The sequence below is a fragment of the Micromonospora sp. NPDC047644 genome (genome assembly GCF_040704315.1).
In the GTDB taxonomy this organism is placed as follows: Bacteria; Actinomycetota; Actinomycetes; order Mycobacteriales; family Micromonosporaceae; genus Micromonospora.
Genome location: NZ_JBEYSY010000013.1, coordinates 227,104 through 251,979, shown reverse-complemented (window position 1 = coordinate 251,979; position 24,876 = coordinate 227,104). Strand labels below are relative to the sequence as shown.

Below are 24,876 nucleotides of genomic sequence, written 5' to 3'. Positions count from 1 at the left end.
ACCCGCCCACAGCGCGCACCCACGCGGGCGTGCCGCACACTTGTTCGGATCGGGCCTCCCCCGGCGCGTCGCCGTCCGCGGTCATAGGGTGATCCTCATGTCGCAAGCGGAGGCCCGACCCGAGAGCGAGAGCGTCGGCACCGTCGTCGTCGCCGGTGCCGCCAACCTCGCCATCGCGGTCGCCAAGCTGATCGCCGGGCTGATCTCCGGATCGGCCGCGATGCTCTCCGAGGCGGCGCACTCGATCGCGGACACCACCACCGAGGTGCTGCTCTTCCAGGCGCTGCGCCGCGGCGCCCGCCCGGCCGACCAGCGACACCCCTTCGGGTACGGCAAGGAAAGCTACGTCTGGGCGTTCTTCGCCGCCATGTTCACGTTCGTCGGGGGCGCCGGTTTCGCCGTCACCCACGGCGTCACCACGATCCTGGTGCACGAGCACAGCGGCGATTACCTGATCTCGTACGTCGTGCTCGTGGTGTCGTTCGTCATCGAGTCGATCTCGCTGGCCCGGGCCGTGCGGCAGGTGCGTCGCGAGTCGCGGCGCTGGCGGACCACGCCTCGGCGGTTCCTGCGGTTGACCGCCGACACCACCGTCAAGGCGGTCTTCCTGGAGGACAGCGCGGCCCTGATCGGTCTGGTGCTGGCCGGGCTCGGCGTCGGTCTGTCGCACGCCACCGGCGACGAGGTGTGGGACGGCGTCGCGTCGATCCTGATCGGGCTCCTGCTGCTGACCGTCGCCGGGATCCTCGCCGGCAACAACCTGTCGCTGCTGGTCGGCCGGGCCGTCCCAGAGCGGCTGCGTCACGAGATCGAGCAGGATCTGGCCGGGCTGCCCGAGGTGGAACGCATCGACACCCTGCTGACCATGCAGCTCGGCCCGCAGGACATCCTGGTCGCCGCGAAGGTCGACTTCCGCGACGAGGCCACCGGCGCGCAGATCGAGGCCAGCGCCGACGAGGCCGAGCGGCGGCTCACCAACCGGTACCCGGAGATCCGCTTCGTCTTCCTCGACCCGACCCGTTCGATGCCGGGCGCCACCGGCACCGCCCGGCACACCCAGGCTGGGCCGAGCCCGGACACACCCGGCCCCGAGCCGACCTGACCCACACCCGGGCGCGGGCCGCCACGCCCGCGCGGCTAGCGTGCCCGTCATGGTGCGATGGCGTACGGGGACGGTGGCGACGCTGCGACGGCAGTGGACCGGGGCGGTGGAGCTGGACGTCGACCTGCCCGACGGCACGCGGATGCGGGCCCTCGCGTACCCGGAGCTGGTCGGCACGCCCCAGCCCGGCGACCGGGTGCTGCTCAACGCCGGCGCGCTGCTGATGGGGCTGGGCACCGGCGGGTACGCCCTGGTGGTCGCCCTGCCCGACCGACTGCCGCCGGACCCGCCGGACGTCGCCGACACCCGCGACGCCGGGCATCTGGTCAAGGCCCGCTACACGCCGTTGCAGCCGATCCTCCTCGGCGTCGACGAGGAGGCCTCCCCGCACCGCGACGTGCTGGCCGACGCGGACGACCTGGGTGGCCTGCCGGTGGTCACCGCCGACCTGCACTCGGCGCTTCCGGCGATCCTGGCCGGCATCCGGGCCGACGCCCCGCAGGCGCGGGTGGCGTACCTGCTCACCGACGGTGGGGCGCTGCCCGCCTGGTTCTCCCGGACCCTCGCCGGGCTGCGGGCCGAGTTGGCCGGCACGATCACCGTCGGGCAGGCGTTCGGTGGCGACCTGGAGGCCACCACCCTGCACGGCGGTCTGCTCGCCGCCCGGCACGTTCTCGACGCGGACGTGGCGATCGTGGCGCAGGGGCCCGGCAACCTGGGCACCGGAACCCGGTGGGGCTTCTCCGGCGTCGCCGTCGGCGAGGCGGTGAACGCGATCGCCACGCTGGGCGGCAAGCCCGTCGGCTCGCTGCGCATCTCCGACGCCGACCCCCGCCCCCGGCACCGGGGCGTGTCACACCACAGCCTCACCGCGTACGGCCGGGTGGCGCTCGCCGCGGCGGAGCTGGTGGTGCCCGACGACCTGGACCCGGCCCTCGCCACCGAAGTGGACGCGGCGCTGGCGCCCCTGGCGACCCGGCACCGGATCATCCGGGTGCGCACCGACGGTCTGGACGCCGCGCTGCGGGCCAGCGCGGTGCCGCTGTCCACGATGGGTCGGGGCCTCGACGCCGACCACGCCTACTTCCTGGCCGCAGCCGCCGCCGGCCGCCACGCGACAACCCTGCTCCCCTGACCCACCCCCACCCCCACCCCCCGGCCCCCGGCCGACCCCGGTTGATCATGAAGTTATTGCCCGCCGCCCCGGCGAGTCGCGACAATAACTTCATGATCAACGAGGCGAGGGCGGGCGTGGGGTGCGCTCCGGTCAGGCCAGGAAGATCAGGGCCAGCCAGCCGCCCACGATGAGCGCCAACGCCAGGGCCAGCACCCACGTCGGCACCGTGTAGTCACCGCGCCGGTTACGGTCGATCTCGGCGCGGATCTTCTCCCGCCGGCGTTCGATCCAGTTCTGCCGCTCGGTGCCGCGCTCGGAGCGGTCGGAAGGTCCAGAAGTCGTCATGGCGCGCTCAGCTTAACCGCTCAGCGCGCCGGGCTGACCGGCCCCGTCGACGCAGCGCCTCGACAGGGCCGGCAACCGGTCACATGCTGGCGATCAGCCGCTCCACCCGCTCGTCGTACGCGCGGAACGGGTCCTTGCAGAGCACGGTGCGCTGCGCCTGGTCGTTGAGCTTCAGGTGCACCCAGTCGACGGTGAAGTCCCGGCGCTTCTCCTGGGCGTGCCGAATGAACTCGCCCCGCAGCCGGGCCCGGGTGGTCTGCGGTGGGGTCTCCTTGGCCTCGAAGATCTCCGGATCGGTGGCCACCCGGTCGACGTCGCCGCGGCGCTCCAGGAGCCCGTAGAGGCCCCGGCCCCGGCGCACGTCGTGGTAGGCCAGATCCATCTGCGCCACCCGCGGATGCGACAGCGGCAGGTCGTGCTTGCGCTGGTAGCGCTCGATCAGCCGCAGCTTGCTGACCCAGTCGATCTCCCGGGAGACCGGCTCCAGGTCGCCGGTCTCCACCGCGTTGAGCACCCGGCCCCACAGCTCGACGACCCGCTTGGCGGCCTGGTCGCCGCCGCGTCGCTCGACGAACTCGGTGGCCTTGGCCAGGTATTCCTGCTGGATGTCCAGGGCGCTGACCTCCTTGCCGTTGGCCAACCGCACCTTGCGCCGACCGGTGATGTCGTGCGACACCTCCCGGATGGCCCGGATCGGGTTCTCCAGGGACAGGTCGCGCATCACCACCCCGGCCTCGATCATCCGCAGCACGATGTCGGCGGTGCCGACCTTGAGCAGCGTGGTGACCTCGTTCATGTTGGAGTCGCCGACGATCACGTGCAGCCGCCGGTAGCGCTCGGCGTCGGCGTGCGGCTCGTCGCGCGTGTTGATGATCGGACGGCTGCGGGTGGTCGCCGAGGAGACGCCCTCCCAGATGTGCTCGGCCCGCTGTGAGAGGCAGTAGACCGCCCCCCGCGGGGTTTGCAGGACCTTGCCGGCCCCACAGATCAACTGCCGGGTGACCAGGAACGGGATGAGCACGTCGGCGAGCCGGCCGAACTCGCCGTGTCGGGAGACCAGGTAGTTCTCGTGGCAGCCGTACGAGTTGCCGGCCGAGTCGGTGTTGTTCTTGAACAGGTAGATCTCACCCGCGATGCCCTCGTCGTGCAGCCGCTTCTCCGCGTCGACGAGCAGGCCCTCCAGGATCCGCTCGCCGGCCCGGTCATGGGCGACGAGATCGGTCACCGAGTCGCACTCCGGTGTCGCGTACTCCGGATGCGACCCGACGTCCAGGTAGAGCCGGGCCCCGTTGCGTAGGAAGACATTGCTCGATCGGCCCCAGGACACCACGCGACGGAACAGATACCGCGCGACCTCGTCCGGGGACAGCCGCCGCTGCCCGCGATAGGTGCAGGTGACGCCGTACTCGGTCTCGAGGCCGAAGATTCGCCGCTCCATGGTGTGACATTAGCCGCCCGGAGGCCCGGTTCGTCACTGTCAGACCACAGGTCGTGCCCCGAGCGCGGTCACATACCGGTTGAGTGCGACATTCCGTCCGCTCCGAGGCTCGCCACGAACTGCCGGCACCTGTCGTACTCCGGAAGCAGACCGCGCTCGCGGACCTGCGCCAGAGTCGGCGCCGCGTCGTCGCGCGCGGACAGCAGCGGAACGTCGGCGGGCCACTCGATGCCCAACTCCTCGTCCAGCGGGTGCACACCGTGCTCGCCGGTCGGGTTGTAGGTGGTCGAGCAGAGGTAGCTCAACGTGGCGTCGTCGGTCAACGCGCAGAACCCGTGCCCCAGCCCCTCGCTCAGGTAGACCGCCCGACGGTCGGTGTCGTCCAGCCGGACGCCCTCCCACCGACCGAAGGTCGGCGAACCGACCCGCAGGTCCACGACCACGTCGAGGACGGCGCCGCGCACACACGAGACGTACTTGGCCTGCCCGGGCGGGACGTCGGCGAAGTGGACGCCACGGACCACGCCACGCGCGGAGACCGACAGGTTGGCCTGGGCCAGCCGCAGCGGATGCCCCACCACCTCGGCGAGCTTGTCGAAGCGGTACCACTCCATGAACATGCCGCGCGGGTCACCGTGCTGCTGGGGGGTGATCTCCCAGGCGCCCTCGATGCTCAGCTCCCGGATCTTCACCAGGCGCCCCCGTCGTTGCCGGCCTGGTCGCTGAGCAGACCGAGCAGGTAGGTGCCGTAGCCGCTCTTGGTCAACGGCTCGGCGAGCGCGCGCAGCTGCGCGTCGTCGATCAGGCCGGCCCGCCAGACGACCTCCTCGATGCAACCGATCTTGAGACCCTGCCGCTCCTCGACCACCCGGACGAACTCGGCGGCCTGCATCATCGAGCTGAACGTGCCGGTGTCCAGCCACGCGGTGCCCCGATCCAGCACCGTCACCGCCAGCTCCCCGGTCTCCCGGTACACCTCGTTGACCGCCGTGATCTCCAGTTCGCCACGGGCGCTCGGGGTGAGCTTGCGGGCGATGTCCACCACCCGGTTGTCGTAGAAGTAGAGGCCGGGAACCGCGTAGCGGGACTTCGGCCGGGCCGGCTTCTCCTCGATCGAGAGCACGCGACCGTCGGCGTCAAAGTCGACCACGCCGTACTCCTGCGGGTTGGCCACCTGATAGGCGAAGACCCGCCCGCCGACCAGGTCACTGTGATCGGCGAGCTGCCCGCCCAGACCCACGCCGTGGAAGATGTTGTCGCCGAGGACCAACGCCACCGACTCGGCGCCGATGAAGTCCGCACCGAGGATGAACGCCTGCGCGATGCCCTCCGGGCGCTCCTGGCTGACGTACTCCAGCCGCAGCCCGAACTGGCTGCCGTCGCCGAGCAGCCGACGGAACTGGTCCTGGTCCTCCGGAGTCGTGATCACCAGGATCTCCCGGACCCCGGCCATCACCAGGGTGGAGAGCGGGTAATAGATCATCGGCTTGTCGAAGACCGGCATCAGCTGCTTCGAGACCGCCCGGGTGATCGGCCAGAGCCGGGACCCGGTGCCGCCGGCAAGTAGGATTCCGCGCATCGGGGAAGCCTAGCCGCACCCCGACCCGTCCTGCGGGGGTCACACACCGGGAGTCGCCCCGCCCGTCGCGTATACTTCCGGACCCGTGAGGATCCTCGTCACCGGCGGAGCCGGATTCATCGGGTCGGAGTACGTTCGCCTGCTGCTGGGCAAGCCCCTCGGCAGCGCGGAAGGCGTGCCGACGCTCGAGCCGGCCGTCGTGACCGTGCTGGACAAGCTGACCTACTCGGGCAACCTGGCCAACCTCGAGCCAGTCCGCGACGACCCGCGACTGCGCTTCGTACAGGGCGACATCTGCGACCCGGTGGTCGTCGACGAGACGGTGGCCGAGCACGACGTGATCGTGCACTTCGCCGCCGAGTCACACGTCGACCGTTCCATCGCCGGCGCCGCGCCCTTCGTCACCACCAACGTGCTGGGCACCCAGACGCTGCTCGACGCGGCGCTGCGCCACGGCACCAGACGATTCGTGCACGTCTCCACCGACGAGGTCTACGGCTCGATCGACGAGGGCTCCTGGACCGAAACCTGGCCCCTCGCCCCCAACTCGCCGTACTCGGCGTCCAAGGCCGGCTCCGACCTGCTCGCGCTGTCGTACCACCGCACCCACGGCATGGACGTGGTCGTCACCCGCTGCTCCAACAACTACGGCCCGTACCAGTTCCCCGAGAAGGTCATCCCGCTGTTCGTCACCAACCTGCTCGACGGTGGCACCGTCCCCCTCTACGGCGACGGCGGCAACATCCGTGACTGGCTGCACGTGCACGACCACTGCCGGGGCATCGCCCTCGCGCAGCAGAAGGGCCGCGCCGGCGAGGTCTACAACATCGGCGGCGGCACCGAGTTGACCAACAAGGAACTCACCGGCCTGCTCCTGGACGCCTGCGGCGCCGGGTGGGACCGGGTCGTCCCGGTCACCGACCGCAAGGGACACGACCGCCGGTACTCCCTCGACATCAGCAAGATCAGCGAGGAGCTCGGCTACCGCCCCAGCATCACCCTCGACCAGGGCCTCGCCGACACCGTCCGCTGGTACCGGGACAACCGCACATGGTGGGAGCCCCTCAAGTCCGCGCCGACCGCATGACCCGACTCCTCGTCACCGGCGCGGGCGGGATGCTCGGCCGGGACCTGGTCACCGTGCTGGGTGCGCGACCCGACCTCAAGGTGACCGCCGCCACCCGCGCCGACCTGGACATCACCGACCCCGCTGCGGTCCGCACCGCCGTCGCCGGGCACGACCTGGTGATCAACGCGGCCGCGTGGACCAACGTCGACGCCGCCGAGGCCGACGAGGCCGCGGCGACCGCCGTCAACGGCGACGCCGTGGCCAACCTGGCCGCGGCCTGCGCCACCGACGACACCCCGCTGATCACGGTCTCCACCGACTACGTGCTCGCCGGCAATGCCGACACCCCCTACCCGGAGGACGCACCCACCGCCCCGGTCAACGCCTACGGCCGCAGCAAGCTGGTCGGCGAAGAGGCCGTCGCGCGGCTGCTGCCCGACACCGGGTACGTCGTGCGCACCGCCTGGCTCTACGGCGCGCACGGCCCGAACTTCGTGGCCACCATGCTCCGACTCGCCACCCAGCACGAACACCTCGACGTGGTCGACGACCAACACGGCCAACCCACCTGGTCGTACGCGCTCGCCGAGCGGCTCGTCGCGCTCGCCGACGCGGCGCTGGCCGGCCACGCCCCGCCCGGCGTCTACCACGGCACCTGCGCCGGGCAGACCACCTGGTACGGGTTGGCGCGCGCCGCGTTCACGCTGGCCGGACTGGACCCGGACCGGATCCGACCCACCACCAGCGACCGGTATCCGCGTTCCGCCCCACGGCCTGCGTACAGTGTGCTAGGGCACAGCCGTTGGGCAGCCGTGGGTCTACCCCCGCTTCCAGACTGGCACAGCGCCCTGGTTGACGCGTTCCACTCCCCCGCTCCACCCGCCCCGTGGAAGGTCGCATGAAGCTCACCCTCGTCACCGGCCTGACCGGCCTGCTGCTCCTCGGCACCATCGTCGAGCTGCTGCGCCGCCGTCAGCTGCGCGAGAAGTACGGCATGCTCTGGCTCGCCGTACTGATCATCGTGATTCCGCTGTCCCTTTTTCCCCGGCTGCTCGACAACGTCGCCGAACTCCTCGGCGTCGCCTCCGGTGTCAGCCTGGTGCTCTTCCTCGGCATCGTCTTCCTGCTGCTGGTGTGCGTGCACCTGAGCTGGGAGGTCAGCGCCCTGGAAGAAGAGACCCGCACCCTGGCCGAAGACTTCGCCCTGCTCCGCGCTGAGATCGACGCGGACCGGGCAGCCCGAGACGAACTGGTGTCGACCGATGGTTAACGGCAAGCGCACATTGATCATCATTCCGGCTCTCAACGAGTCGGGCTCGATCGCCGACGTCGTCGGTGAGGTCCGCGGCGAACTGCCCGGCGTCGACGTGCTCGTCGTCGACGACGGCTCCACCGATCGCACCGCCGCCGTCGCCGCCGCCGCCGGTGCCCTGGTCGCCAAACTGCCGTACAACCTCGGCGTCGGTGGGGCCATGCGCCTCGGCTACCGCTACGCCCGTGACCACGACTACGACGTCGCCATCCAGATCGACGCCGACGGCCAGCACGACCCCCGGTACGTGCCGAAGCTCGTCGACCTGCTCGACGACAACGACCTCGTCATCGGCGCCCGCTTCGCCGGTGAGGGCGACTACAACGTCCGCGGCCCCCGCCGCTGGGCGATGGTCATGCTCTCCGGCGTGCTGTCCCGGGTCGCCCGCACCAAGCTGACCGACACCACCTCCGGCTTCCGGGCCGCCAACCGGCGGGTCATCGAGATGTTCGCCGGCTGGTACCCGGCCGAGTACCTCGGCGACACCGTGGAGACCCTGGTGCACACCGCCCGCCGCGGCTTCCGCATCCGCCAGGTGCCGGTCGCCATGCGCAAGCGGATGGCCGGCACGCCCAGCCACTCCCCCGCCAAGGCGATGGTCTACCTCGGCCGCGCGTTCGCCGTTCTCACGCTGGCGCTCATCCGCCGGTGATCCGACGGCTACTGAGCCTGGTCCCGCCCGGCACCGTCGCTGTCGGTGCCGGGCTGGCCCTTCTCGGGCTCGCCTCCTACGTTCACCTCGCCGTCGCCGGCCACAGCCTCAGCCAGGCCGACTATTCGTCCCTGTCGGTGCTCTGGTCGATCGTGTTCACCCTCGGCATCGGCGTGTTCATGCCGATCGAGCAGGAGGTCGCCCGGGTCGTCGCCGCCCGACACAGCCAGGGGCTGCCGCCCGGGCCGGTGCTGGCCCGCGGCGTCACCGTCGCCGCCGTGATGCTCGCGGTGCTGGTGTCGGCCGTCACCATCGGCCGTCAGCCGCTCGCCGACAAGCTCTTCGCCGGTGACGGCAACCTGGTCACCGTACTGATCGGCGCGCTCGCCGCGATGGCCGTCGCCTACGCCACCCGTGGCGTCCTCTCCGGCCTGCAACTGTTCCCCTGGTACGGCGCTCAACTCGGGATCGACGGCGGCCTGCGGATCATCATGGTGGCCCTGCTCGGGCTCGCCGGAGTGACGTCGCCCGTCTGGTACGGGCTCGTGCTCGTCGCCGCCCCACTGGTCAGCGTCCTGCTCACCCTGCCACCGGTGCTGCGCGCCATCGGCGCAGGCCCGCCGGTGGCCTGGGCCACGCTGCTCCGCGGCCTCGGCCTGCTCACCGCCTCCAGCCTGCTCTCCCAGGTCGTGGTGAACATCGGCGTGATCAACGTTCAGCTGCTCTCCCCCTCTGACGCGGCAGCCGCCGGCGCACTGCTCTCCGCCCTCGTGCTGGTCCGCATCCCCCTGTTCGTCTTCGGCTCCCTCCAGGCGTCACTGCTGCCCGGCCTGGCCACCACCGCCACCACCGGCGACCAGGCCGGCTTCCACAGCCTGCTGCGACGCGCGCTCGGCATCGTCACCGCGCTCGGCCTCACCGGCGCCCTCGGCGCCGTACTGCTCGGCCCATGGTTGGTCGGCACCCTCTTCGACGCACCCGGTGTTCTCGGCCACGGCGACTTCGCCTGGCTGGGGGCCGCCACGCTCGCCTACCTGTGGGCGATGGTGCTCGGTCAGGCCCTGCTCGCCCTCGACCGGCACCGCGCCCAGGCCCTCGCCTGGACCGCCGGCGTCGCCGCCCTGATCGCCGTGACGCTGATCCCGGCCCCGGTCACCCTGCGAGTCGAACTGGCGTACACCGTCGGCTCCGTCATCGTGGCCGCCACCATGGCGATGCTGCTGCGCGGCGGCTTCAGCCGACCCACCACCCCCGCCCGGCCGCTCGCCGAGGCCGTCGCCCCTGCCGCATCCGGAGGCATCCGATGACCCGACCCCGGGTGAGCGCCGTCATGCTCGCCTACGGCCCGGAGCCCTACCTCGTCGACGCCGCCCAGGCGGTGCTGGCCAGCACCGACGTCGAGATCGACCTCATCGTCGTCGACAACGGCTGCACCGGCGACGGCATCGACATCGTCAAGGGCCTCCCCGGGGTACGGGTGATCCGACCCGAGGAGAACACCGGCTACTCCGGCGGCTGCCGCGTCGGCGCCGCCGAAGCCACCGGTGACTGGCTCGCGTTCGTCAACTCCGATGCCGTCGTCGCACCCGACGCCCTGATCAAGACCACCGCCGTAGCCGCCGAAGCGGGCGTAGGCGCGGCCATGGCATCCATCCGGCTGGCCGACACCCCCGAACTGATCAACACCAGCGGCAACCCGCTGCACTTCACCGGCCTCTCCTGGGCCGGCGGCAACGGCGAACCGGCCGGCAACCACGCCGTACGGCGGGCCGTACCCTCCCTCAGCGGCTGCTGCTTCGTGATCAGCCGACAGCTCTGGCGCGAACTCGACGGCTTCGCCGCCGAATACTTCGCCTACCACGAGGACACCGAACTCAGCCTGCGACTGTGGCAGCGCGGACTACGACTGGAGTACGTGCCGGACGCCGTCGTGCGCCACCACTACGAGTTCTCCCGCAACACCCTGAAGCTCTACCTGGTCGAGCGGAACCGACTGGTCACCCTGCTGACCGCCTACGAGGCGCGGACACTCGTGGTGCTGGCCCCGGCGCTGCTGCTCACCGAGGCCGCCATGCTCACCGCCTCGATCGCCGGCGGCTGGTCCCGGCAGAAGCTGCGGGGATGGGGCTGGTTGTGGCGCAACCGCGACTGGGTTCGCGGCCGCCGACGGCAGCTACAGGCTGAACGCCGGGTGCCGGACGGGGCCATCGCGACGCTGATGACCGGTCGGGTCACGCCCTCCGGTGTGCCCACCACACCCGGCCTGGGAGCGTTCAACGCCATCGCCGGCGGTTACTGGGCCCTGGCCCGGCCCCTGCTGCGCCGAGAATGACCTCTGGTGCCGGGCCCCGGAACACGGGGCCCGGCACCAGCAGGCAGAACCCTAGCGCTCGCCGCCCTCCGCGGGCCGGTCCTCCAGGTCCGCGGAACCGGCCGACGACGTCGGCTTGTGCCCCTCCGTGGTCGGCACGACCGGCTCAGCGGGACCGCCCGCCGCGTCCGCCGCCTGCCCCTCGGCCGCCGCGTCCCCGTCCAACAGAGCCGTCAGCGCGGCACCGGTGATCCGCCGGAACGTCCGTCCGATCCGCTGACGGTCCAGGACCGCCACCTCGAGCTGGTTCGCGGCGATCGTCCGGGCGGCACCACCCTCACCACCGGCGCTGCTCAACGCCTGCACCGCCACCCGGACCGCCTCGGCCAGGGACATGTCCGCCCGATGCTGCGACTTCAACACACCGGTGATCGCCTCGGCCTGACCACCCATGGCCATCCGCCCCGGCTCGTCGTTCACCGAACCGTCATAGGTCAGCCGGTACAACTCGTCCGCCTCCGGGGTGGCACCGACCTCCGCCACGCAGATCTCCACCTCGAACGGCTTCGACTGCTCGGTGAAGATGGCCCCCAGGGTCTGCGCGAACGCGTTGGCCAGGGCCCGACCAGTGACGTCACGCCGGTCGTAGCTGAGGCCGTTCAGGTCGGCCATCCGCACTCCGGCGCGGCGCAGGTTCTCGAACTCGTTGTACCGGCCGACCGCGGCGAACCCGATCCTGTCGTAGATCTCGCTGACCTTGTGCAGCGCGCTGGAGAGGTTCTCCGCGACGAAGAGGACCCCGCCGGAGTAGCTCAGGACCACCGCGCTGCGACCCCGAGCGATGCCCTTGCGGGCCAACTCGGAGCGGTCGCGCATGATCTGTTCGGGGGAGGCGTAGAACTGCATGGCCACGTCGGCGGTTCTCCTTACGGCGCTGTGCTGACGACTGCTGACTGATCAGGTGCGGGTCTCAACCGCCCGGGTTCTCCATCCGACCGGCGACCACGCCCTCGGCGATCGCCGCCGTCTCGGGGTCGGTCAACCGGCGGGTGCCCTCGGCGGTCGCGGTCATCACCACGGGGTAGATCCGGCGGGTCAGATCCGGCCCACCGGTCGCGGTGTCGTCGTCCGCGGCGTCGTAGAGCGCCTCGACCGCCAGCCGCGTCGCGTCCTCGACCGACAACCCGGCCCGGAACCGCTTCTTCAACGCGGACTTCGCGAACAGCGACCCGGACCCGATCGCGTCGTAGCCGGTCTCCTCGTACGGGCCACCGGTCACGTCGAAGCTGAAGATCCGACCGGCTCGCGCCGGGTCGGCGGCAGCCAGGTCGAACCCGGCGAAGAGCGGCACCACGGCCAACCCCTGCATTGCCGCCCCCAGATTGCCCCGGATCATCGAGGCCAGCCGGTTCGCCTTACCGTCCAATGAGAGCATCGCGCCCTCGATCTTCTCGTAGTGCTCCAGCTCCACCTGGAACAGTCGCATCAGCTCGATGCCGATACCGGCGGTGCCCGCGATGCCGACCAGCGAGTACGCGTCGGCGGGGTGCACCTTCTCGATGTCGCGCTGGGCGATCAGGTTGCCCATGGTGGCCCGTCGGTCGCCCGCCATCACCACACCCTCGGCCGCCGCGATGGCCACGATGGTGGTCGCGTGCGGCGCCAGGTCGGCGGCCATGCCCGGCGGCAACGGTCGCCGACCGGGCAACATCTCGGGGGCCACCCGACTCAGAAACGTCGTGAAGGAGGACGTCCCCGCGTTGGTGAACACATCTGGAAGACGCCCGGATGGATCAAAGCCCGCTGCCACGTGGTTCCTCTCAGGTACGTGATCGCCCTGGCCAGCCTCATGGGACTGTCACGGAACTGGCCAAGACCACCGTTGCAGTTGAAGCAGAGTATCCCGCGCACCCATCCGGTGCGATGATCGTGGTCCAGATGTTGCGGGTCGGCGCCGCAACAGATCGCGCAGACCCCGCCCTGCTCGGCCAGGAGTTCCTGAAACTCCTTCTCACCCACGCCGTATCGGCGCCGCAGGTGGTACTCGCGCGTCCCGCCGTAGAGCCGCTGCGCGGTCTCCTTGCCACGGGCATTATGGCAGGGTTTGCAGTAGCTGTGCCGGCCGCTGGCCTTGGTAGTGGTGGTGGGAAAATCGTCCAGAGCCTTGATCTGTTCGCAGTCCGGACACCACTTGAGACCTTCAGCGACGGGCGTGGGCGACCGTCGCTGTGGGGCGATGCCGCGCTTACGCCGGCTCGCCTCGGACCGGACGGCAGCACAGGCTTTGCAGTAGAAGGCGAGGCCATCTACCCGCCGGCGGTCACGGTGGAATTCTGTACCGGCGAGCGTTCTCTTGCACTGCGGACACATCTTGTCCGGGCGGTCCGGCAAATCGAACATAAGCCTCTATTGGCCCCCTTTCTGGACATATCCCCTCACGAACTCCTCTGCGTTCTCTTCGAGGACGGAGTCGATCTCGTCGAGGAGGTCGTCGACGTCCTCGGTGATCTCGGCGTGCCGCTCGGCCACCTCGGGGTTGGCCTCGGTGGTGACGTCCTCGATTTCCTCGCCCTGACGGGACTTGCCGGACTGCGACTGGCCGCCGCTGTCATGAGTGGCCATGGCTGTCTCCTCCACGATCGTCTGGGATGAAATCTACCCCGTGCAGACGACAGAAAGCCCTCACGTCCGCCGTGTTCGCGTCGGGGGGCGTTCGACGGCCGTGCGGCGGTCAGCTCCGAGGAGCCGGGGCGTCTGCCGGCGCCGGGCCCGACACCGGCACCGGGACCCGCTCCGGCTCGCGCCGCTCCGGGGCCGACGCCTCCGCCGCAGGTGCCCCGCGCCGCAGGCGGGGTGTCCAGTCCTTGAACCGCAACGCCTGCTTCTCCACCAGATGCCAGGACAGGAACGCCAGGACGACGGTGAAGACCATGACCACCGCGAAGTAGCCGACGAACCCCCAGGCGGCCGCCCCCAGCCAGGCCAGCATCTGCTGCACGACGAAGGAGTAGATGTAGATGCCGTACGAGTAGTCGTTCTTCTGGCCCACACGGTGCAGCAGCCGTGGCAACCGGACCGCGAGGTAGAGGATGGCGTACTCGTAGGCGAGCAACGCCGGGCCGAACAGGTGGCCCTCCAGGGTCTGCCAGCCGGTCACCACGATGGCGAGCACGCCGAGGACGTCGCTGATGGGCAGCTTGTCGCTGTAGAGGTCCGCCACGGCGCCCACCAGGAACATGAAGCCGAACCGCAGGAACCAGATCTTGCTGAGTGCGCCGAGCAGCGGCAACGTGCCGACGGAGCCGCTGGTGAAGTACGTCGATCCGCCGAAGCGCAACGCCTCGTACTGGTTCCACAGCAGCAGACCGAAGACGAGTACGGCGGCCGTGAGCACCAGCCAGCGGGCCCGGCGCAGCACCGCCACCACGGCCAGCGAGGCCACGATCAGGTAGCAGAAGATCTCGTAACTGAGCGTCCAGAGTGAGCCGTCGAGGACGCTCTTACGCACCAGGTCGCCGTACGGCGTGTCCCGGAAGACGTCCATGATCCCCTGTTGGCGGTAGCCACCCCACCAGTTGGCCTGCAGGAAGTTCACCACGCCGGCCGGGTGTCGCCACAGGCCGTCCAGGTTGCCGCGATCGGCGTACCAGACGATCGGGGCCACCACGAAGCCGATGAACAGCAGACACACCCAGAGGCCCGGCCAGATCCGCAGGGCGCGGTGCCACAGGTAGCGGGGCAGGCTGGCCCGCCGGGCGCTGCGGGTGATGAGGAAGCCGGAGATGCCGAAGAAGCCGGCCACTCCCAGACCGGCCACGTCGACGATTTCGGTCAACGGTCGGGCGTACCCGATCACCGCGGTGTGCGCGAGGACGACCGCGACGGCAAAGCAGAGCCGCAGGAAGCCGAAGCTGTTGGCACGCCCGGCGTACGCGTTCGACAGCGGTACAACGGTCATCGCACGCAGGCCAGCCTGCCGCGCAGAGGGGAGCATCGCATCACCGTGTGGGTCGACGGATCGGGGGACGGCCTAGCATGCCACAGAGTGATCCCCGGCGGAGGCACCGGATCTCAGCCGCCGGTCAACGTCTCCAACAGGTCCTTGGCGCTGGCGCAGCGATCGAACAACGCCCCCACGTGCGCGCGGGTGCCCCGCTCGGGCTCCATCATCGGCACCCGGACCAACGACTCCCGACCGACGTCGAAGATCACCGAGTCCCAGCTCGCGGCGACCACCTCGGAGGCGTACTGGGCGAGGCAGCGACCGCGGAAGTAGGCCCGGGTGTCCTCCGGTGGTTCGGTCATCGCGCTACGCGTCTCGTCGTCGGTGAGCAGCGTCTTCATCGATCCCCGACTGACCAGGCGGTGGTAGAGGCCCTTCTCCGGCCGGACGTCGGAGTATTGAAGGTCGACGAGCTGGAGCTTGTGCGAGCCCCAGCCGAGCTTCTCCCGTTCCCGGTAGCCCTCCAGCAGTCGCAGCTTGGCCACCCAGTCCAGCTCGTCGGCGCAGAGCATCGGATCGCGGCCGAGCCGGTCCAGGACGCTCTCCCAGCGGTCGAGCACGTCGATGGTCTGCTCGTCGGCGTCGGTGCCGTACCGGTCGTCGACAAAGGACCGGACCCGCTCCAGGTACGCCCATTGCAGGTCGAGGGCGGTGAGCCGGCGGCCGTCGCGCAGTCGCATGCGGTGCGCCAGGGTGGGGTCGTGGCTGACGGCGCGCAGTTCGCTGACCGGGTCGGCGATGCCGAGGTCGGCGCCGAGGGCCTTCTCTTCGATCATGGTGAGGATCAGCGCGGTGGTGCCGACCTTCAGGTAGGTGGAGATCTCGGAGAGGTTGGCGTCGCCGATGATGACGTGCAGCCGGCGGTACTTGTCGGCGTCGGCGTGCGGCTCGTCGCGGGTGTTGATGATCGGCCGCTTGAGGGTCGTTTCCAGGCCGACCTCGACCTCGAAGAAGTCGGCACGCTGGGAGATCTGGAAGCCGCTCTGGCCGCCGTCCTGGCCGATGCCGACCCGGCCGGCGCCGCAGACGATCTGTCGGGTGACGAAGAACGGCGTCAGGTACGCCACGATGTCGGCGAACGGCGTCTGTCGGCGCATCAGGTAGTTCTCGTGGGCGCCGTAGCTGGCGCCCTTGTTGTCGGTGTTGTTCTTGTAGAGGTGGATCGGCTGGGTGCCCGGGATGGTGGCGGCCCGGCGGGACGCCTCGGCCATCACCCGCTCGCCGGCCTTGTCCCACCGCACGATGTCCCGGGGGGTGGTGACCTCGGGGGTGGAGTATTCGGGGTGCGCGTGGTCGACGTAGAGCCGCGCGCCGTTGGTGAGTATCACGTTGGCCAGGCCGAGGTCTTCGTCCGCGAGGGCCTCGGCGGGGTCGTACGCTGCGCCGGAGTAGGTGAAGCCGCGGGCGTCACGCAGCGGCGATTCTTCCTCGTAGTCCCACCGGGCCCGGCCACCCCGGTTGAGTTCCGGGCGTGCCCCGTAGGCGTTGACCACCTGCGATGAGGTGACCATCGGGTTGGCTCCGGCTTGTCCGGGCACGGAGATGCCGTACTCGACCTCGGTGCCCATGATCCGTCTTACGCTCATCGACCTACCCGCTTCGCTCGCCCGACCCGCTCCACCGTCAGGTCGAGCGTAGTCCGCCCTGAGCGCCTGCACTCTGTAGGTGAGTGCCGGCGGGCCGCGACAGTTCGGTGGATTCGGTGTCGGAATGCTCAGCCGGCGGCGTCGGGTCGTCGGTCGCGGCGGGGCGGGTGGTCCAGACGAGCCACCCGAACAGCACCAGGCCGACGCTGGCGCTGAGCAGCGGGACCACCGAGCCGACCACCGGGTGCCAGTCGCCGGCGAGGGGGTTGAGGCTGCTCAGCCCGATGTTGGCGGGCAGGCCGTTCTGCCAGCGGACCATCGTGTACGCCAGGCAGAACAGCTGGATCGGCAGGAGGAGCAGCACGGCGAGTCGGGTGAACGAGCGGGCCCGGGCGGCCTCGAAGCCGCGTTGTTCGGCGATCCACGCGGCGTAGAGCAGCACACCGACCAGCATGGGCAGCATGTAGCGGCCCTGGGTGACGAAGCCGCTCTCGTTGACCAGGGCGATCTGCATGAGGGAGGGGACGGCCACACCGCCGCCGAGCAGCACGAGCAGGCGCCACCGGTCGAGGGTGCTGCCCCAGACGAGTCCGATGAGCAGCAGCGCTCCGGCGACGAGCTGCCAGATCAGGTATGGCGGGGCGGGCATCCGGGTGTCCAGCCAGGAGGTGACGCCGACGATCTGGTCGAGGTAGCCCCGCCACCGGTCGGCCTCGCGCAGGGCTGCCTGCCCGTAGGTGAGCCGGTCGGCGGAGTAGTTGCCGAGGTCGGAGGTCTGCTGGCGGACGGACCAGGCGAGCACGGCGAGGGTGGACAGGACGATGCCCCCTGCCCAGAGCTGCGCGGCCCGGTCGCGCAGGAGGCCGAGGAGGTTGCCGCGGCGCAGCGGGAAGGCGAACGCGATGAAGGCGGTCGCCAGCCAGAGCGGACCGGTCTGGCGCAGGACCGCGAGGAGTAGCGCGCTGATCCCGACGAGGGCGATGAGGCCGCGCCGCGGGCCGGGTGGGCCGAGGAGCAACGGGATGACCGCGCTGAAGAAGGCGATGCCGGCGGCGATCTCCAGGCCGTTCGGGTTGACCGCGCTGGCCATGTGCACGGCCATCGGGGTGGTGACGACGAGCAGGGCGCCCATCATGAGGCCGCGGCGGGACCGGTTGCGGATCACGACGTACGCGCAGGCGAGCAGCGCGGCGCAGCACAGGGCGCTGATCATGCGGGCGAGCAGGACGCCGGACCAGCCGGGCCAGAGCACCGTGGGTGCGCCGACGAGGGCGTAGTAGGCGGGGAAGTAACGACCGGCCCCGGTGCCGGCGCGGGTCGGTGTGTCGTCGCTGCCGGGGGGCTGGGCGCAGGCCGCCGAGACTTCCTTCTTGAACTGCCAGCACTGCTCGCGGACGAGACCGCCGGGAACGGTCTGGAAGGCGCCGGTGCCCTTCTTCGCGTCGGCGGGCGGGGGCGCGATCTGCCCGGCGGCGACGCCGGCCGCTCGGACGATGTGCTCCCGCTCGTCCGGGGTGCCATCGTAGGGCGCGGCCATCGACCAGGCGAAGATGATCAGGAAGAAGGCGGCGAAGGCGAGGGCCCAATGTCGTCGACCTGTGCTGATGGTGGCCGCCGGGCTTGCGCTGGTGGCCGGCAACGTCGCTCTTGCGGGATCAGGCACGTCAACCTCGCGGCTCGCGCGGGCAGGCCCCGCTGGGTGGATGGACAGACGATAGACTCCCTCGTCGTCCTCACCGCTCCGGGTCCCCCCTTGGAGAACTCTTTGCTGTCACCTGTTGCCGAGTCCGTCCGCCACCTGTCCCGACACAGCGCTGTGCGGTTCCTGGTCGTCGGGGGTCTGAGCGTCGCCGTGGACACGGGATCACTCTTCGTGTACCACGGAGTTCTCCGGATCGTCCTGCCGGTTGCGGCCGGGATGTCGTTCCTGACCTCGTTCTGGGTCAACTTCGGGCTGAACCGGGCGTGGTCGTTCGGCTCGTCCGCCCAGATGGTGCCGCAGGTGGGGCGCTACTTCGCGCTGGTCCTGGCGAACCTGACCGCCAACGTGGTGCTGGTGTCCGCGTTGACCTGGGCGGGCACGCCGTACCTGCTGGCGAAGCTGTTGGTGACGGCGTCGCTGTCGGCGGCGAACTACGTGGTGTCGAAGCGGTGGATCTTCGCTGCCTGACCGACGCCCTGACACACCCGTAGCGAGGGTGCCCACCGGTTGGTGGGCACCCTCGCTGCTGGGGTCAGAGGTACTGGCCGGTGTTGCTGGCGGTCTCGATGGACCGGCCGGCCTCGGCGCCCTTGCCGCCGGAGACGAGCGTGCGGATGTAGACGATCCGCTCGCCCTTCTTACCGGAGATGCGCGCCCAGTCGTCGGGGTTGGTGGTGTTGGGGAGGTCCTCGTTCTCGCGGAACTCGTCGACGCAGGCGTCGAGCAGGTGCTGAAGGCGCAGCCCCTTGCGACCCGAGGTGAGGAACTCCTTGATGGCCATCTTCTTGCTCCGGTCGACGATGTTCTGGATCATCGCGCCGGAGTTGAAGTCCTTGAAGTAGAGGACTTCCTTGTCACCGTTGGCGTAGGTGACCTCGAGGAATCGGTTGTCCTCGGTCTCCGAGTACATCCGCAGCACCACGGCGTCGATCATCGCCGCGACGGTGGCCTGGGGGTCGGTGCCGTGTTCGGCCAGGTCGTCCGGGTGCAGAGGCAGCCCGGAGAGGATGTACTTGGAGAAGATGTCCTTGGCCGCCTCGGCGTCCGGTCGCTCGATCTTGATCTTCACGTCGAGACGACCGGGGCGCAGGATCGCCGGGTCGATCATGTCTTCCCGGTTGGAGGCGCCGATGACGATGACGTTCTCCAGCCCCTCCACGCCGTCGATCTCGCTGAGCAGCTGCGGGACGATGGTGTTCTCCACGTCGGAGGAGACACCGGAGCCGCGGGTTCGGAAGATCGAGTCCATCTCGTCGAAGAACACGATCACCGGCGTGCCCTCGCCGGCCTTCTCCCGGGCGCGTTGGAAGATCAGCCGGATGTGCCGCTCGGTCTCACCGACGTACTTGTTGAGCAGCTCCGGGCCCTTGATGTTGAGGAAGAAGCTGGTGTGCTTCTCCTTGCCCTGCCGCTCGGCGATCTTCTTGGCCAGCGAGTTGGCCACCGCCTTGGCGATGAGCGTCTTGCCACAGCCGGGCGGGCCGTAGAGCAGGATGCCCTTGGGTGGGCGGAGCTGGTGCTCACGGAACAGGTCCGCGTGCAGGAACGGCAACTCCACCGCGTCGCGGATCTGCTCGATCTGCGACTGGAGGCCACCGATGTCGCCGTAGCCGACGTCGGGCACCTCCTCCAGGACCAGTTCCTCGACCTCGCTCTTCGGGATCCGCTCGTACGCGTACGCCGAACGGGGCTCGATCATGAGCGAGTCGCCGGCCCGGATCGCCGAGCCGATGAGCGTCTCGGCGAGGTGCACGATGCGCTCCTCGTCGGAGTGGGAGACCACCAGCGCCCGGTCGCCCGGCCCGCCGTTCGGCCCCTCCAGGATCTCCTTGAGCATCACCACTTCGCCAACCCGCTCGTAACCGAACGCGTCGACGATGTTGAGCGCGTCGTTGAGCAGGACCTCCTGGCCGCGCCGCAGGTCACCCACATCGAGCGAGGGTGAGACCGCGACCCGTAGTTTGCGGCCACCGGTGAAGACGTCCACCGAGCCGTCCTCGTGCTTGGCCAGGAAGACTCCGTAACCGCTCGGCGGTTGCGCGAGCCGGTCGATCTCCTCCTTGAGCGTCACGATCTGCGTGCGAGCCTCCTTGAGGGTGCTCACCAGCCGGTCGTTGTTCTCGGTCAGCCGCGCCAACTGTGCCTGGGTGGCCGCCAGCCGCTCTTCGAGCTGCCGGACGTGTCGGGGGCTTTCGGTCAACTTGCGCCGCACCAGGGCGAGTTCCTCTTGCAGGAACGCGACCTGCGTGGAGAGATCGTGGGCTTCCTTCTCCCACCGTGCGGCGCGCGAGTCCGCGTCGTCGCTACGTGCTGCCACGTCCCACCTCCCCGGGGGGCTTGAACGTTCTGCCCTAACACTAGCCGCTATGAGGCCGATTCGGTCCCATGCAACACCCTCGTCACCGAACCTTGATCGCCAAGGGTGGCCTGACGGGCCGTTACCGGCGTTCGGGTACCGTCGGAGCGTGGCACGGGAGAACATGGGGGGTGCACCGGTGGCCGAGGTCGCGACCGACGAACTGCAGGTCTGGGTCGACCAGGATCTCTGCACGGGCGACGGGCTCTGCGTGCAGTACGCGCCGGAGGTGTTCGAGTTCGACATCGACGGCCTGGCCTACGTCAAGGGCGTCGACGGTGAGCTGCGGATGGCCCCGGGCAGCCGGGTCGACGTTCCCGCGCACCTGCGGCTCGAGGTGATCGACTCCGCGAAGGAGTGCCCGGGCGACTGCATCCACGTGGTGCGCGGCGACGGCGTCGAGGTCGCCGGCCCGGACGCCGAGGAAGACTGACCCACCGGCCGGGCCGCGCGGCCCGGCCGGTCATGAGACGGGGTACGCCTCAGAGCATCGGACGGCCGACCACCGAGGCGACCAGCCGCGCGAACTCCTCCAACCGGGCGATCTGCCCGGCCCCGCCGTCGTCGAGGGTCTTGCCGAAGCGCAACGCGTCGTGCCGGGGCGTGCCGGGCATCTCCTCACTCGGCGGCGCCTCGTCCAGCGAGGTGAGCAGCAGGTAGACGTCGATGCTGTCGACCCGGATCTCGCCGCTCTCGGCCCGGTTGAGTCGCCGCCGGCAGCCCACCTCGGTGACGGTGGAGACCGGCACCACCCGCAGCGACGAGGTCATCGAGCCCGGGGGGCCCTCCTCCGGCGGTACGTCCTCGCCGTGCCAGAGGATGAGCCGGCTGCCGTCGCAGACCACGACCTCCTGCCACACCCCGTTGACCTCGTTGACGAAGCGTTCCAGGGTGAAGCCGAGCACCGACGCACCGCGCAGCACGCCGCCGAGCGCCTCCAGGGCGACGTCCGGGTCGCGCAGATAGGCCCTCGCCGCCGACTCCAGGTCCTGGTAGGGCGACCAGTCGGGAAAGACCGCGGGGAGCTCTCCACCGCCGTAGCCCGGTCGGCTCATGCCAGCGTCTCCCCCTGCTCGGCGCTGCCGACACCCCGCTCGATGGTCACGGCCTGTCCATCTCCCCCGCACCGTTGGACTGCGCGCCGGCCGCCTGCGCGGCGGCGGCCTGTCGGGCCGCCTCGGCCTCACGCAGGTCCTGACGGCGCTGCGCGTACGCCTCGGTGCCCTTGCTGGGCTTGCGGCGGCGCGGCGGCGCGGTGACCCCCGGCGCCAGCTTGCGGGCGGACACCAGGAAGGCGGTGTGCGCGATCATCCGGTGGTCCGGACGGACGGCGAGGCCCTCGGCGTGCCAGTCGCGCACCAGGGACTCCCAGGCCCGCGGCTCGGTCCAGCCGCCGCGCTCGCGCAGCGCCTCCACCAGCTCGGACAGCTGGGGTGTGGTGGCGACGTAGCCGATGAACACCCCACCGGGCACCAGCGCCCGCTCGACCATGTCGAGGGTCTCCCAGGGGGTCAGCATGTCCAGGATGATCCGGTCGAAGCCGGTCTCCCGGCACTGCGCGACGTCGCCGACGTGCAGGTTCCACGAGGGGTGCGGCCCGTTGAAGAACGCCTCGACGTTGCGCTTGGCGATCTGGGCGAAGTCGTCGCGCAGCTCGAACGAGTGCAGCTCCCCCTCCGTGCCGACGGCTCGCAGCAGGGAGCAGCTCAGCGCGCCGGAGCCGGCGCCGGCCTCGAGGACCTTCGCGCCGGGGAAGATGTCACCCATCGCCACGATCTGCGCCGAGTCCTTGGGATAGATCACCTGGGCGCCGCGCGGCATGGACAGCACGTAGTCCGACAGGAGCGGCCGCAGGGCCAGGAAGGCGGTGCCCCCACCGGAGGTGGTCACCACGCTGCCGTCGGGGAGCCCGATCAGCGCGTCGTGGGCCAGGATGCCGCGGTGGGTGTGGAACTCCTTGCCGGGCTCCAGCGTCACGGTGTGCATCCGCCCCTTGGGGTCGGTCAGCTGGACCCGGTCGCCGGGCCGGAACGGCCCACGGTGCACGGGTGTCAGCGCCGGGTTGGCGGGGTCGGCGGCGACGGTGGAGGGAGTTGCGGTCACGGTGTCATCTTCCGGTTGGGTTCGAGGAGCTGTGCCAGGTCCGCGATGTGCAGGATGCCGACGACATCTTCGCCTGACGTCACCACGTACTGTGCGCCCGGGTAGGTCTGTACGGCCTCCATCACCCGCTCGCCGTCCCACCCGAGTGACACGGTGGGGAGAGTGCCCAGCGACCGGGCGACGGCGTCGACCGCCAGCCACGGTCGGCGCTCGACCGGCACCGCGTCGGCGGCGGCCGGGTCGACCAGCGCCACGGGTCGCCCGGTGGTGTCGGTGACCACCAGCGCGGCGCCGGGCTGACCGCTCTCGGCGCGGCGGCGCTGGGCCTCGGCCAGTGGCGTACCGGTGGACACCGGCCAGACCGGGCGGGCCAGCCGGGCGAGGTCGATCAGCGGGAACCGGCGGCTGACCCGGGCGGCCCGGATCGACTGCCCGGCGCCACGCCAGAGGGTGACGGCGACCAGGAGCATCAGCGGCAGCGCCAGCGGCGCCAGCCGCCGCTCGACGGTGAGCAGCACAACCAGGGCCGCGGTGCCGACGGCGACGACCCGCCCGGCCCACCCGGCGACCTCGGTGCCGAGGTGCCGGTCGCGGGTCAGCCCCCACACCGCGGCGCGCAGCGCCCGGCCGCCGTCGAGCGGAAGCCCGGGCAGGCTGTTGAACAGGGCCACGATGACGTTGCTGACCGCGAGCTGGAACGCGAGCTGGTGCGCCACCGTCCCCTCGGGCAGGGCGAGCGTGGCGGCGACCGCCAGGACGCCGAGCACGGCGGAGACCGCCGGGCCGGCCAACGAGACCAGCAGGTCGACGCGGGGCGACGGCGCGTCGCGGTCCATCTCGGTGTAACCGCCGAGCAGCTCCAGGGTGATCCCGCGCACACCGATGCCGTACCGCCGGGCGGTGAGGGCGTGGCCCAGTTCGTGCAGCAGCACCGAGCCGAGCAGCGACACGACGAACCCGAAGCCGATCAGATAGCCGCTGAGCTGCGGCAGGTCCAGTTGCCGACGGGCGAACTCGCCGTACAGCACCGCGATGAGCACCGCCAGCAGGACCATGGAGCCGTTGAGGTACAGCGGCACCCCGAACACCGTGCCGACGTTCAGGCCGGAACGTCGGTCCGGTCGGCGCGGCGGCCTGGTTGTCTGCTCCATCGCCACGATGCTACGGACCGTTGTTGTGCGGGGCGGGCGGCGGTCGGTGTCACACCGGTGCCCTAACCTTTGCCGACATGACGGCGGAATCGGTCACCACCCCCCACCCCTCCCCCGCGGCGCAGGCGCCGCCGACGGTGCGGGCGTCGCTGTCCCCGTCGCGGGCGGCGGATTTCAAGACCTGCCCGCTGCTCTACCGGTTCCGCAGCATCGACCGGCTCCCCGAGCGCACCACGATCGAGCAGGCCCGGGGCACCCTGGTGCACGCGGTGCTGGAGCGCCTGTTCGACCTGCCGGCCACCGGCCGCACACCGGAGGCGGCCGATGACCTGGTGGCCCCTCAGTGGGACCGGCTGGTCACCGAGCAGCCGGAGCTGGCCGGGATCTTCGACGGCGCGGAGCCGGCAGGCCCGGTGGAGTTCCTCCGCTCCGCCGCCGGGCTGTTGCAGGGCTACTTCGCGGTGGAGGACCCGACCCGGCTGGAGCCGGCCGAACGCGAGAGCCTGATCTCCGCGGTCGTCGACGAGGAGCTGCTGATCCGCGGCTACCTCGACCGGCTCGACGTCGCTCCGGACGGAGCGCTGCGGGTGGTCGACTACAAGACCGGGGGTGCCCCGCGGGAGGCGTTCGAGGCGCGGGCGCTGTTCCAGCTGAAGTTCTACGCCCTGGTGCTGTGGCGCACCCGGGGGGTGGTGCCCCGGGTGCTGCGGTTGCTCTACCTGCGCGACGCCGAGGTGTTGGACTACACCCCGGACGCCGACGAGCTGGTCCGCTTCGAGCGCACCGTGGTGGCGCTGTGGCGGGCGATCGAGCAGGCCACCGCCCGGCAGGACTTCCGGCCCCGGCCGAGCCGGCTCTGCGACTGGTGCAGCCACCAGGCGCTCTGCCCCAGCTTCGGCGGCACCCCACCGCCGTTCCCGCTCGCCGCGGCGGGCGCCGACCCGCTGCGCGACTCCCGGGCGGCCGCTCCGGTGGCGCCGGGCGCCGACGAGTGACGGCCTCCTGAGCGACGCGTACGCCCGGCGCGGCGATTCGGGCCGCCGGGATCGC

General features: G+C 70.6%; 26 protein-coding genes. 11 read left to right on the top strand and 15 right to left on the bottom strand.

What is annotated here, in order from left to right; genetic code table 11:
* The first annotated feature begins 97 nt into the window (after positions 1-97).
* Positions 98-1,102 (top strand): cation diffusion facilitator family transporter, encoded by a 1,005-nt coding sequence (locus AB0877_RS22930; RefSeq protein WP_366611293.1) that lies wholly within the window; start codon positions 98-100, stop codon positions 1,100-1,102.
* 49 nt (positions 1,103-1,151) lie between these two features.
* Positions 1,152-2,237: a DUF3866 family protein gene (locus AB0877_RS22925; RefSeq protein ID WP_366611292.1), complete on the top strand. Its 1,086-nt coding sequence runs from the start codon at positions 1,152-1,154 to the stop codon at positions 2,235-2,237.
* A gap of 132 nt (positions 2,238-2,369) precedes the next feature.
* Here AB0877_RS22925 and AB0877_RS22920 read toward each other — a convergent pair whose 3' ends face one another.
* From AB0877_RS22920 to rfbA, 4 genes are all read right to left on the bottom strand, one after another.
* Entirely contained in the window at positions 2,370-2,564 is a 195-nt protein-coding gene (locus tag AB0877_RS22920) for a hypothetical protein (RefSeq protein WP_357186548.1), read from the bottom strand.
* 79 nt (positions 2,565-2,643) lie between these two features.
* Positions 2,644-4,002: a Pup--protein ligase gene (pafA, locus tag AB0877_RS22915; RefSeq protein ID WP_030332925.1), complete on the bottom strand. Its 1,359-nt coding sequence runs from the start codon at positions 4,000-4,002 to the stop codon at positions 2,644-2,646.
* A 68-nt stretch (positions 4,003-4,070) separates the two neighbouring features.
* Positions 4,071-4,694 (bottom strand): dTDP-4-dehydrorhamnose 3,5-epimerase, encoded by a 624-nt coding sequence (rfbC, locus tag AB0877_RS22910; protein ID WP_366611290.1) that lies wholly within the window; start codon positions 4,692-4,694, stop codon positions 4,071-4,073.
* A complete protein-coding gene (rfbA, locus tag AB0877_RS22905) occupies positions 4,691-5,581 on the bottom strand; it encodes a glucose-1-phosphate thymidylyltransferase RfbA (protein WP_366611289.1) in 891 nt (296 codons plus the stop codon). The genes rfbC and rfbA overlap by 4 nt, the downstream gene beginning before the upstream one ends.
* Before the next feature lie 85 nt (positions 5,582-5,666).
* Here rfbA and rfbB point away from each other — a divergent pair, with 85 nt between their 5' ends.
* The 6 genes from rfbB to AB0877_RS22875 are packed head-to-tail and all read left to right on the top strand — an operon-like array spanning position 5,667 to position 10,946.
* Positions 5,667-6,668, top strand: a complete 1,002-nt coding sequence (gene rfbB / locus AB0877_RS22900) for a dTDP-glucose 4,6-dehydratase (protein WP_366611288.1) — start codon at positions 5,667-5,669, stop codon at positions 6,666-6,668.
* Positions 6,665-7,552, top strand: a complete 888-nt coding sequence (gene rfbD / locus AB0877_RS22895) for a dTDP-4-dehydrorhamnose reductase (RefSeq protein ID WP_366611286.1) — start codon at positions 6,665-6,667, stop codon at positions 7,550-7,552. The genes rfbB and rfbD overlap by 4 nt, the downstream gene beginning before the upstream one ends.
* Positions 7,549-7,920, top strand: a complete 372-nt coding sequence (locus tag AB0877_RS22890; RefSeq protein ID WP_112587313.1) for a DUF2304 domain-containing protein — start codon at positions 7,549-7,551, stop codon at positions 7,918-7,920. Before rfbD ends, AB0877_RS22890 begins: the two co-directional genes overlap by 4 nt.
* Complete coding sequence (locus tag AB0877_RS22885) at positions 7,913-8,614, top strand: glycosyltransferase family 2 protein (RefSeq protein ID WP_366611284.1); 702 nt, start codon at positions 7,913-7,915, stop codon at positions 8,612-8,614. The genes AB0877_RS22890 and AB0877_RS22885 overlap by 8 nt, the downstream gene beginning before the upstream one ends.
* The gene (locus AB0877_RS22880; RefSeq protein ID WP_366611283.1) at positions 8,611-9,921 is read left to right on the top strand and encodes a polysaccharide biosynthesis protein; all 1,311 of its coding nucleotides are present in this window, start codon (positions 8,611-8,613) and stop codon (positions 9,919-9,921) included. Before AB0877_RS22885 ends, AB0877_RS22880 begins: the two co-directional genes overlap by 4 nt.
* A complete protein-coding gene (locus AB0877_RS22875; protein ID WP_366611281.1) occupies positions 9,918-10,946 on the top strand; it encodes a glycosyltransferase family 2 protein in 1,029 nt (342 codons plus the stop codon). The genes AB0877_RS22880 and AB0877_RS22875 overlap by 4 nt, the downstream gene beginning before the upstream one ends.
* Positions 10,947-10,997: 51 nt before the next feature.
* Here AB0877_RS22875 and prcA read toward each other — a convergent pair whose 3' ends face one another.
* The 7 genes from prcA to AB0877_RS22840 all read right to left on the bottom strand — a co-directional run bounded on the left by prcA (position 10,998) and on the right by AB0877_RS22840 (position 18,177).
* Positions 10,998-11,837: a proteasome subunit alpha gene (gene prcA, locus AB0877_RS22870; protein WP_366611280.1), complete on the bottom strand. Its 840-nt coding sequence runs from the start codon at positions 11,835-11,837 to the stop codon at positions 10,998-11,000.
* Between the two features lie 58 nt (positions 11,838-11,895).
* The gene (gene prcB, locus AB0877_RS22865; RefSeq protein WP_238660971.1) at positions 11,896-12,735 is read right to left on the bottom strand and encodes a proteasome subunit beta; all 840 of its coding nucleotides are present in this window, start codon (positions 12,733-12,735) and stop codon (positions 11,896-11,898) included.
* Positions 12,654-13,325: an endonuclease VII domain-containing protein gene (locus tag AB0877_RS22860; protein ID WP_366611278.1), complete on the bottom strand. Its 672-nt coding sequence runs from the start codon at positions 13,323-13,325 to the stop codon at positions 12,654-12,656. Before AB0877_RS22860 ends, prcB begins: the two co-directional genes overlap by 82 nt.
* 6 nt (positions 13,326-13,331) lie before the next feature.
* Complete coding sequence (locus AB0877_RS22855; RefSeq protein WP_030332902.1) at positions 13,332-13,547, bottom strand: ubiquitin-like protein Pup; 216 nt, start codon at positions 13,545-13,547, stop codon at positions 13,332-13,334.
* Between the two features lie 109 nt (positions 13,548-13,656).
* Entirely contained in the window at positions 13,657-14,883 is a 1,227-nt protein-coding gene (locus tag AB0877_RS22850; protein ID WP_366611277.1) for an acyltransferase, read from the bottom strand.
* Positions 14,884-14,996: 113 nt separating this feature from the next.
* Positions 14,997-16,514: a depupylase/deamidase Dop gene (gene dop / locus AB0877_RS22845; protein ID WP_366611276.1), complete on the bottom strand. Its 1,518-nt coding sequence runs from the start codon at positions 16,512-16,514 to the stop codon at positions 14,997-14,999.
* Positions 16,515-16,551: 37 nt separating this feature from the next.
* Positions 16,552-18,177 carry a DUF2142 domain-containing protein gene (locus tag AB0877_RS22840; protein ID WP_366611275.1) on the bottom strand — a complete coding sequence of 542 codons (1,626 nt, stop codon included), beginning with the start codon at positions 18,175-18,177 and terminating at the stop codon, positions 16,552-16,554.
* Positions 18,178-18,279: 102 nt separating this feature from the next.
* Between AB0877_RS22840 and AB0877_RS22835 the strand changes: the two genes are divergently transcribed.
* On the top strand, positions 18,280-18,684 hold the full coding sequence (locus AB0877_RS22835; protein WP_355007942.1) for a GtrA family protein: 405 nt from the start codon (positions 18,280-18,282) through the stop codon (positions 18,682-18,684).
* 64 nt (positions 18,685-18,748) lie between these two features.
* Here the strand turns inward: AB0877_RS22835 and arc are convergent, their stop codons facing one another.
* Positions 18,749-20,533, bottom strand: a complete 1,785-nt coding sequence (arc, locus tag AB0877_RS22830; protein WP_366611274.1) for a proteasome ATPase — start codon at positions 20,531-20,533, stop codon at positions 18,749-18,751.
* A 178-nt stretch (positions 20,534-20,711) separates the two neighbouring features.
* On the opposite strand from arc, the gene AB0877_RS22825 reads away from it, so the two are divergent.
* Positions 20,712-21,005 carry a ferredoxin gene (locus AB0877_RS22825; protein WP_091408893.1) on the top strand — a complete coding sequence of 98 codons (294 nt, stop codon included), beginning with the start codon at positions 20,712-20,714 and terminating at the stop codon, positions 21,003-21,005.
* A gap of 49 nt (positions 21,006-21,054) precedes the next feature.
* On the opposite strand, the gene AB0877_RS22820 is transcribed toward AB0877_RS22825, so the two are convergent.
* From AB0877_RS22820 to AB0877_RS22810, 3 genes are read right to left on the bottom strand one after another with little or no spacing between them, the layout of a single operon-like run.
* A complete protein-coding gene (locus AB0877_RS22820; RefSeq protein ID WP_366611273.1) occupies positions 21,055-21,627 on the bottom strand; it encodes a hypothetical protein in 573 nt (190 codons plus the stop codon).
* Between the two features lie 46 nt (positions 21,628-21,673).
* Positions 21,674-22,627 (bottom strand): tRNA (adenine-N1)-methyltransferase, encoded by a 954-nt coding sequence (locus AB0877_RS22815; protein ID WP_366611331.1) that lies wholly within the window; start codon positions 22,625-22,627, stop codon positions 21,674-21,676.
* 44 nt (positions 22,628-22,671) lie between these two features.
* Entirely contained in the window at positions 22,672-23,826 is a 1,155-nt protein-coding gene (locus AB0877_RS22810; RefSeq protein ID WP_366611271.1) for a site-2 protease family protein, read from the bottom strand.
* Positions 23,827-23,903: 77 nt separating this feature from the next.
* Between AB0877_RS22810 and AB0877_RS22805 the strand changes: the two genes are divergently transcribed.
* Positions 23,904-24,821: a PD-(D/E)XK nuclease family protein gene (locus AB0877_RS22805; RefSeq protein WP_366611270.1), complete on the top strand. Its 918-nt coding sequence runs from the start codon at positions 23,904-23,906 to the stop codon at positions 24,819-24,821.
* Positions 24,822-24,876: the final 55 nt, after the last annotated feature.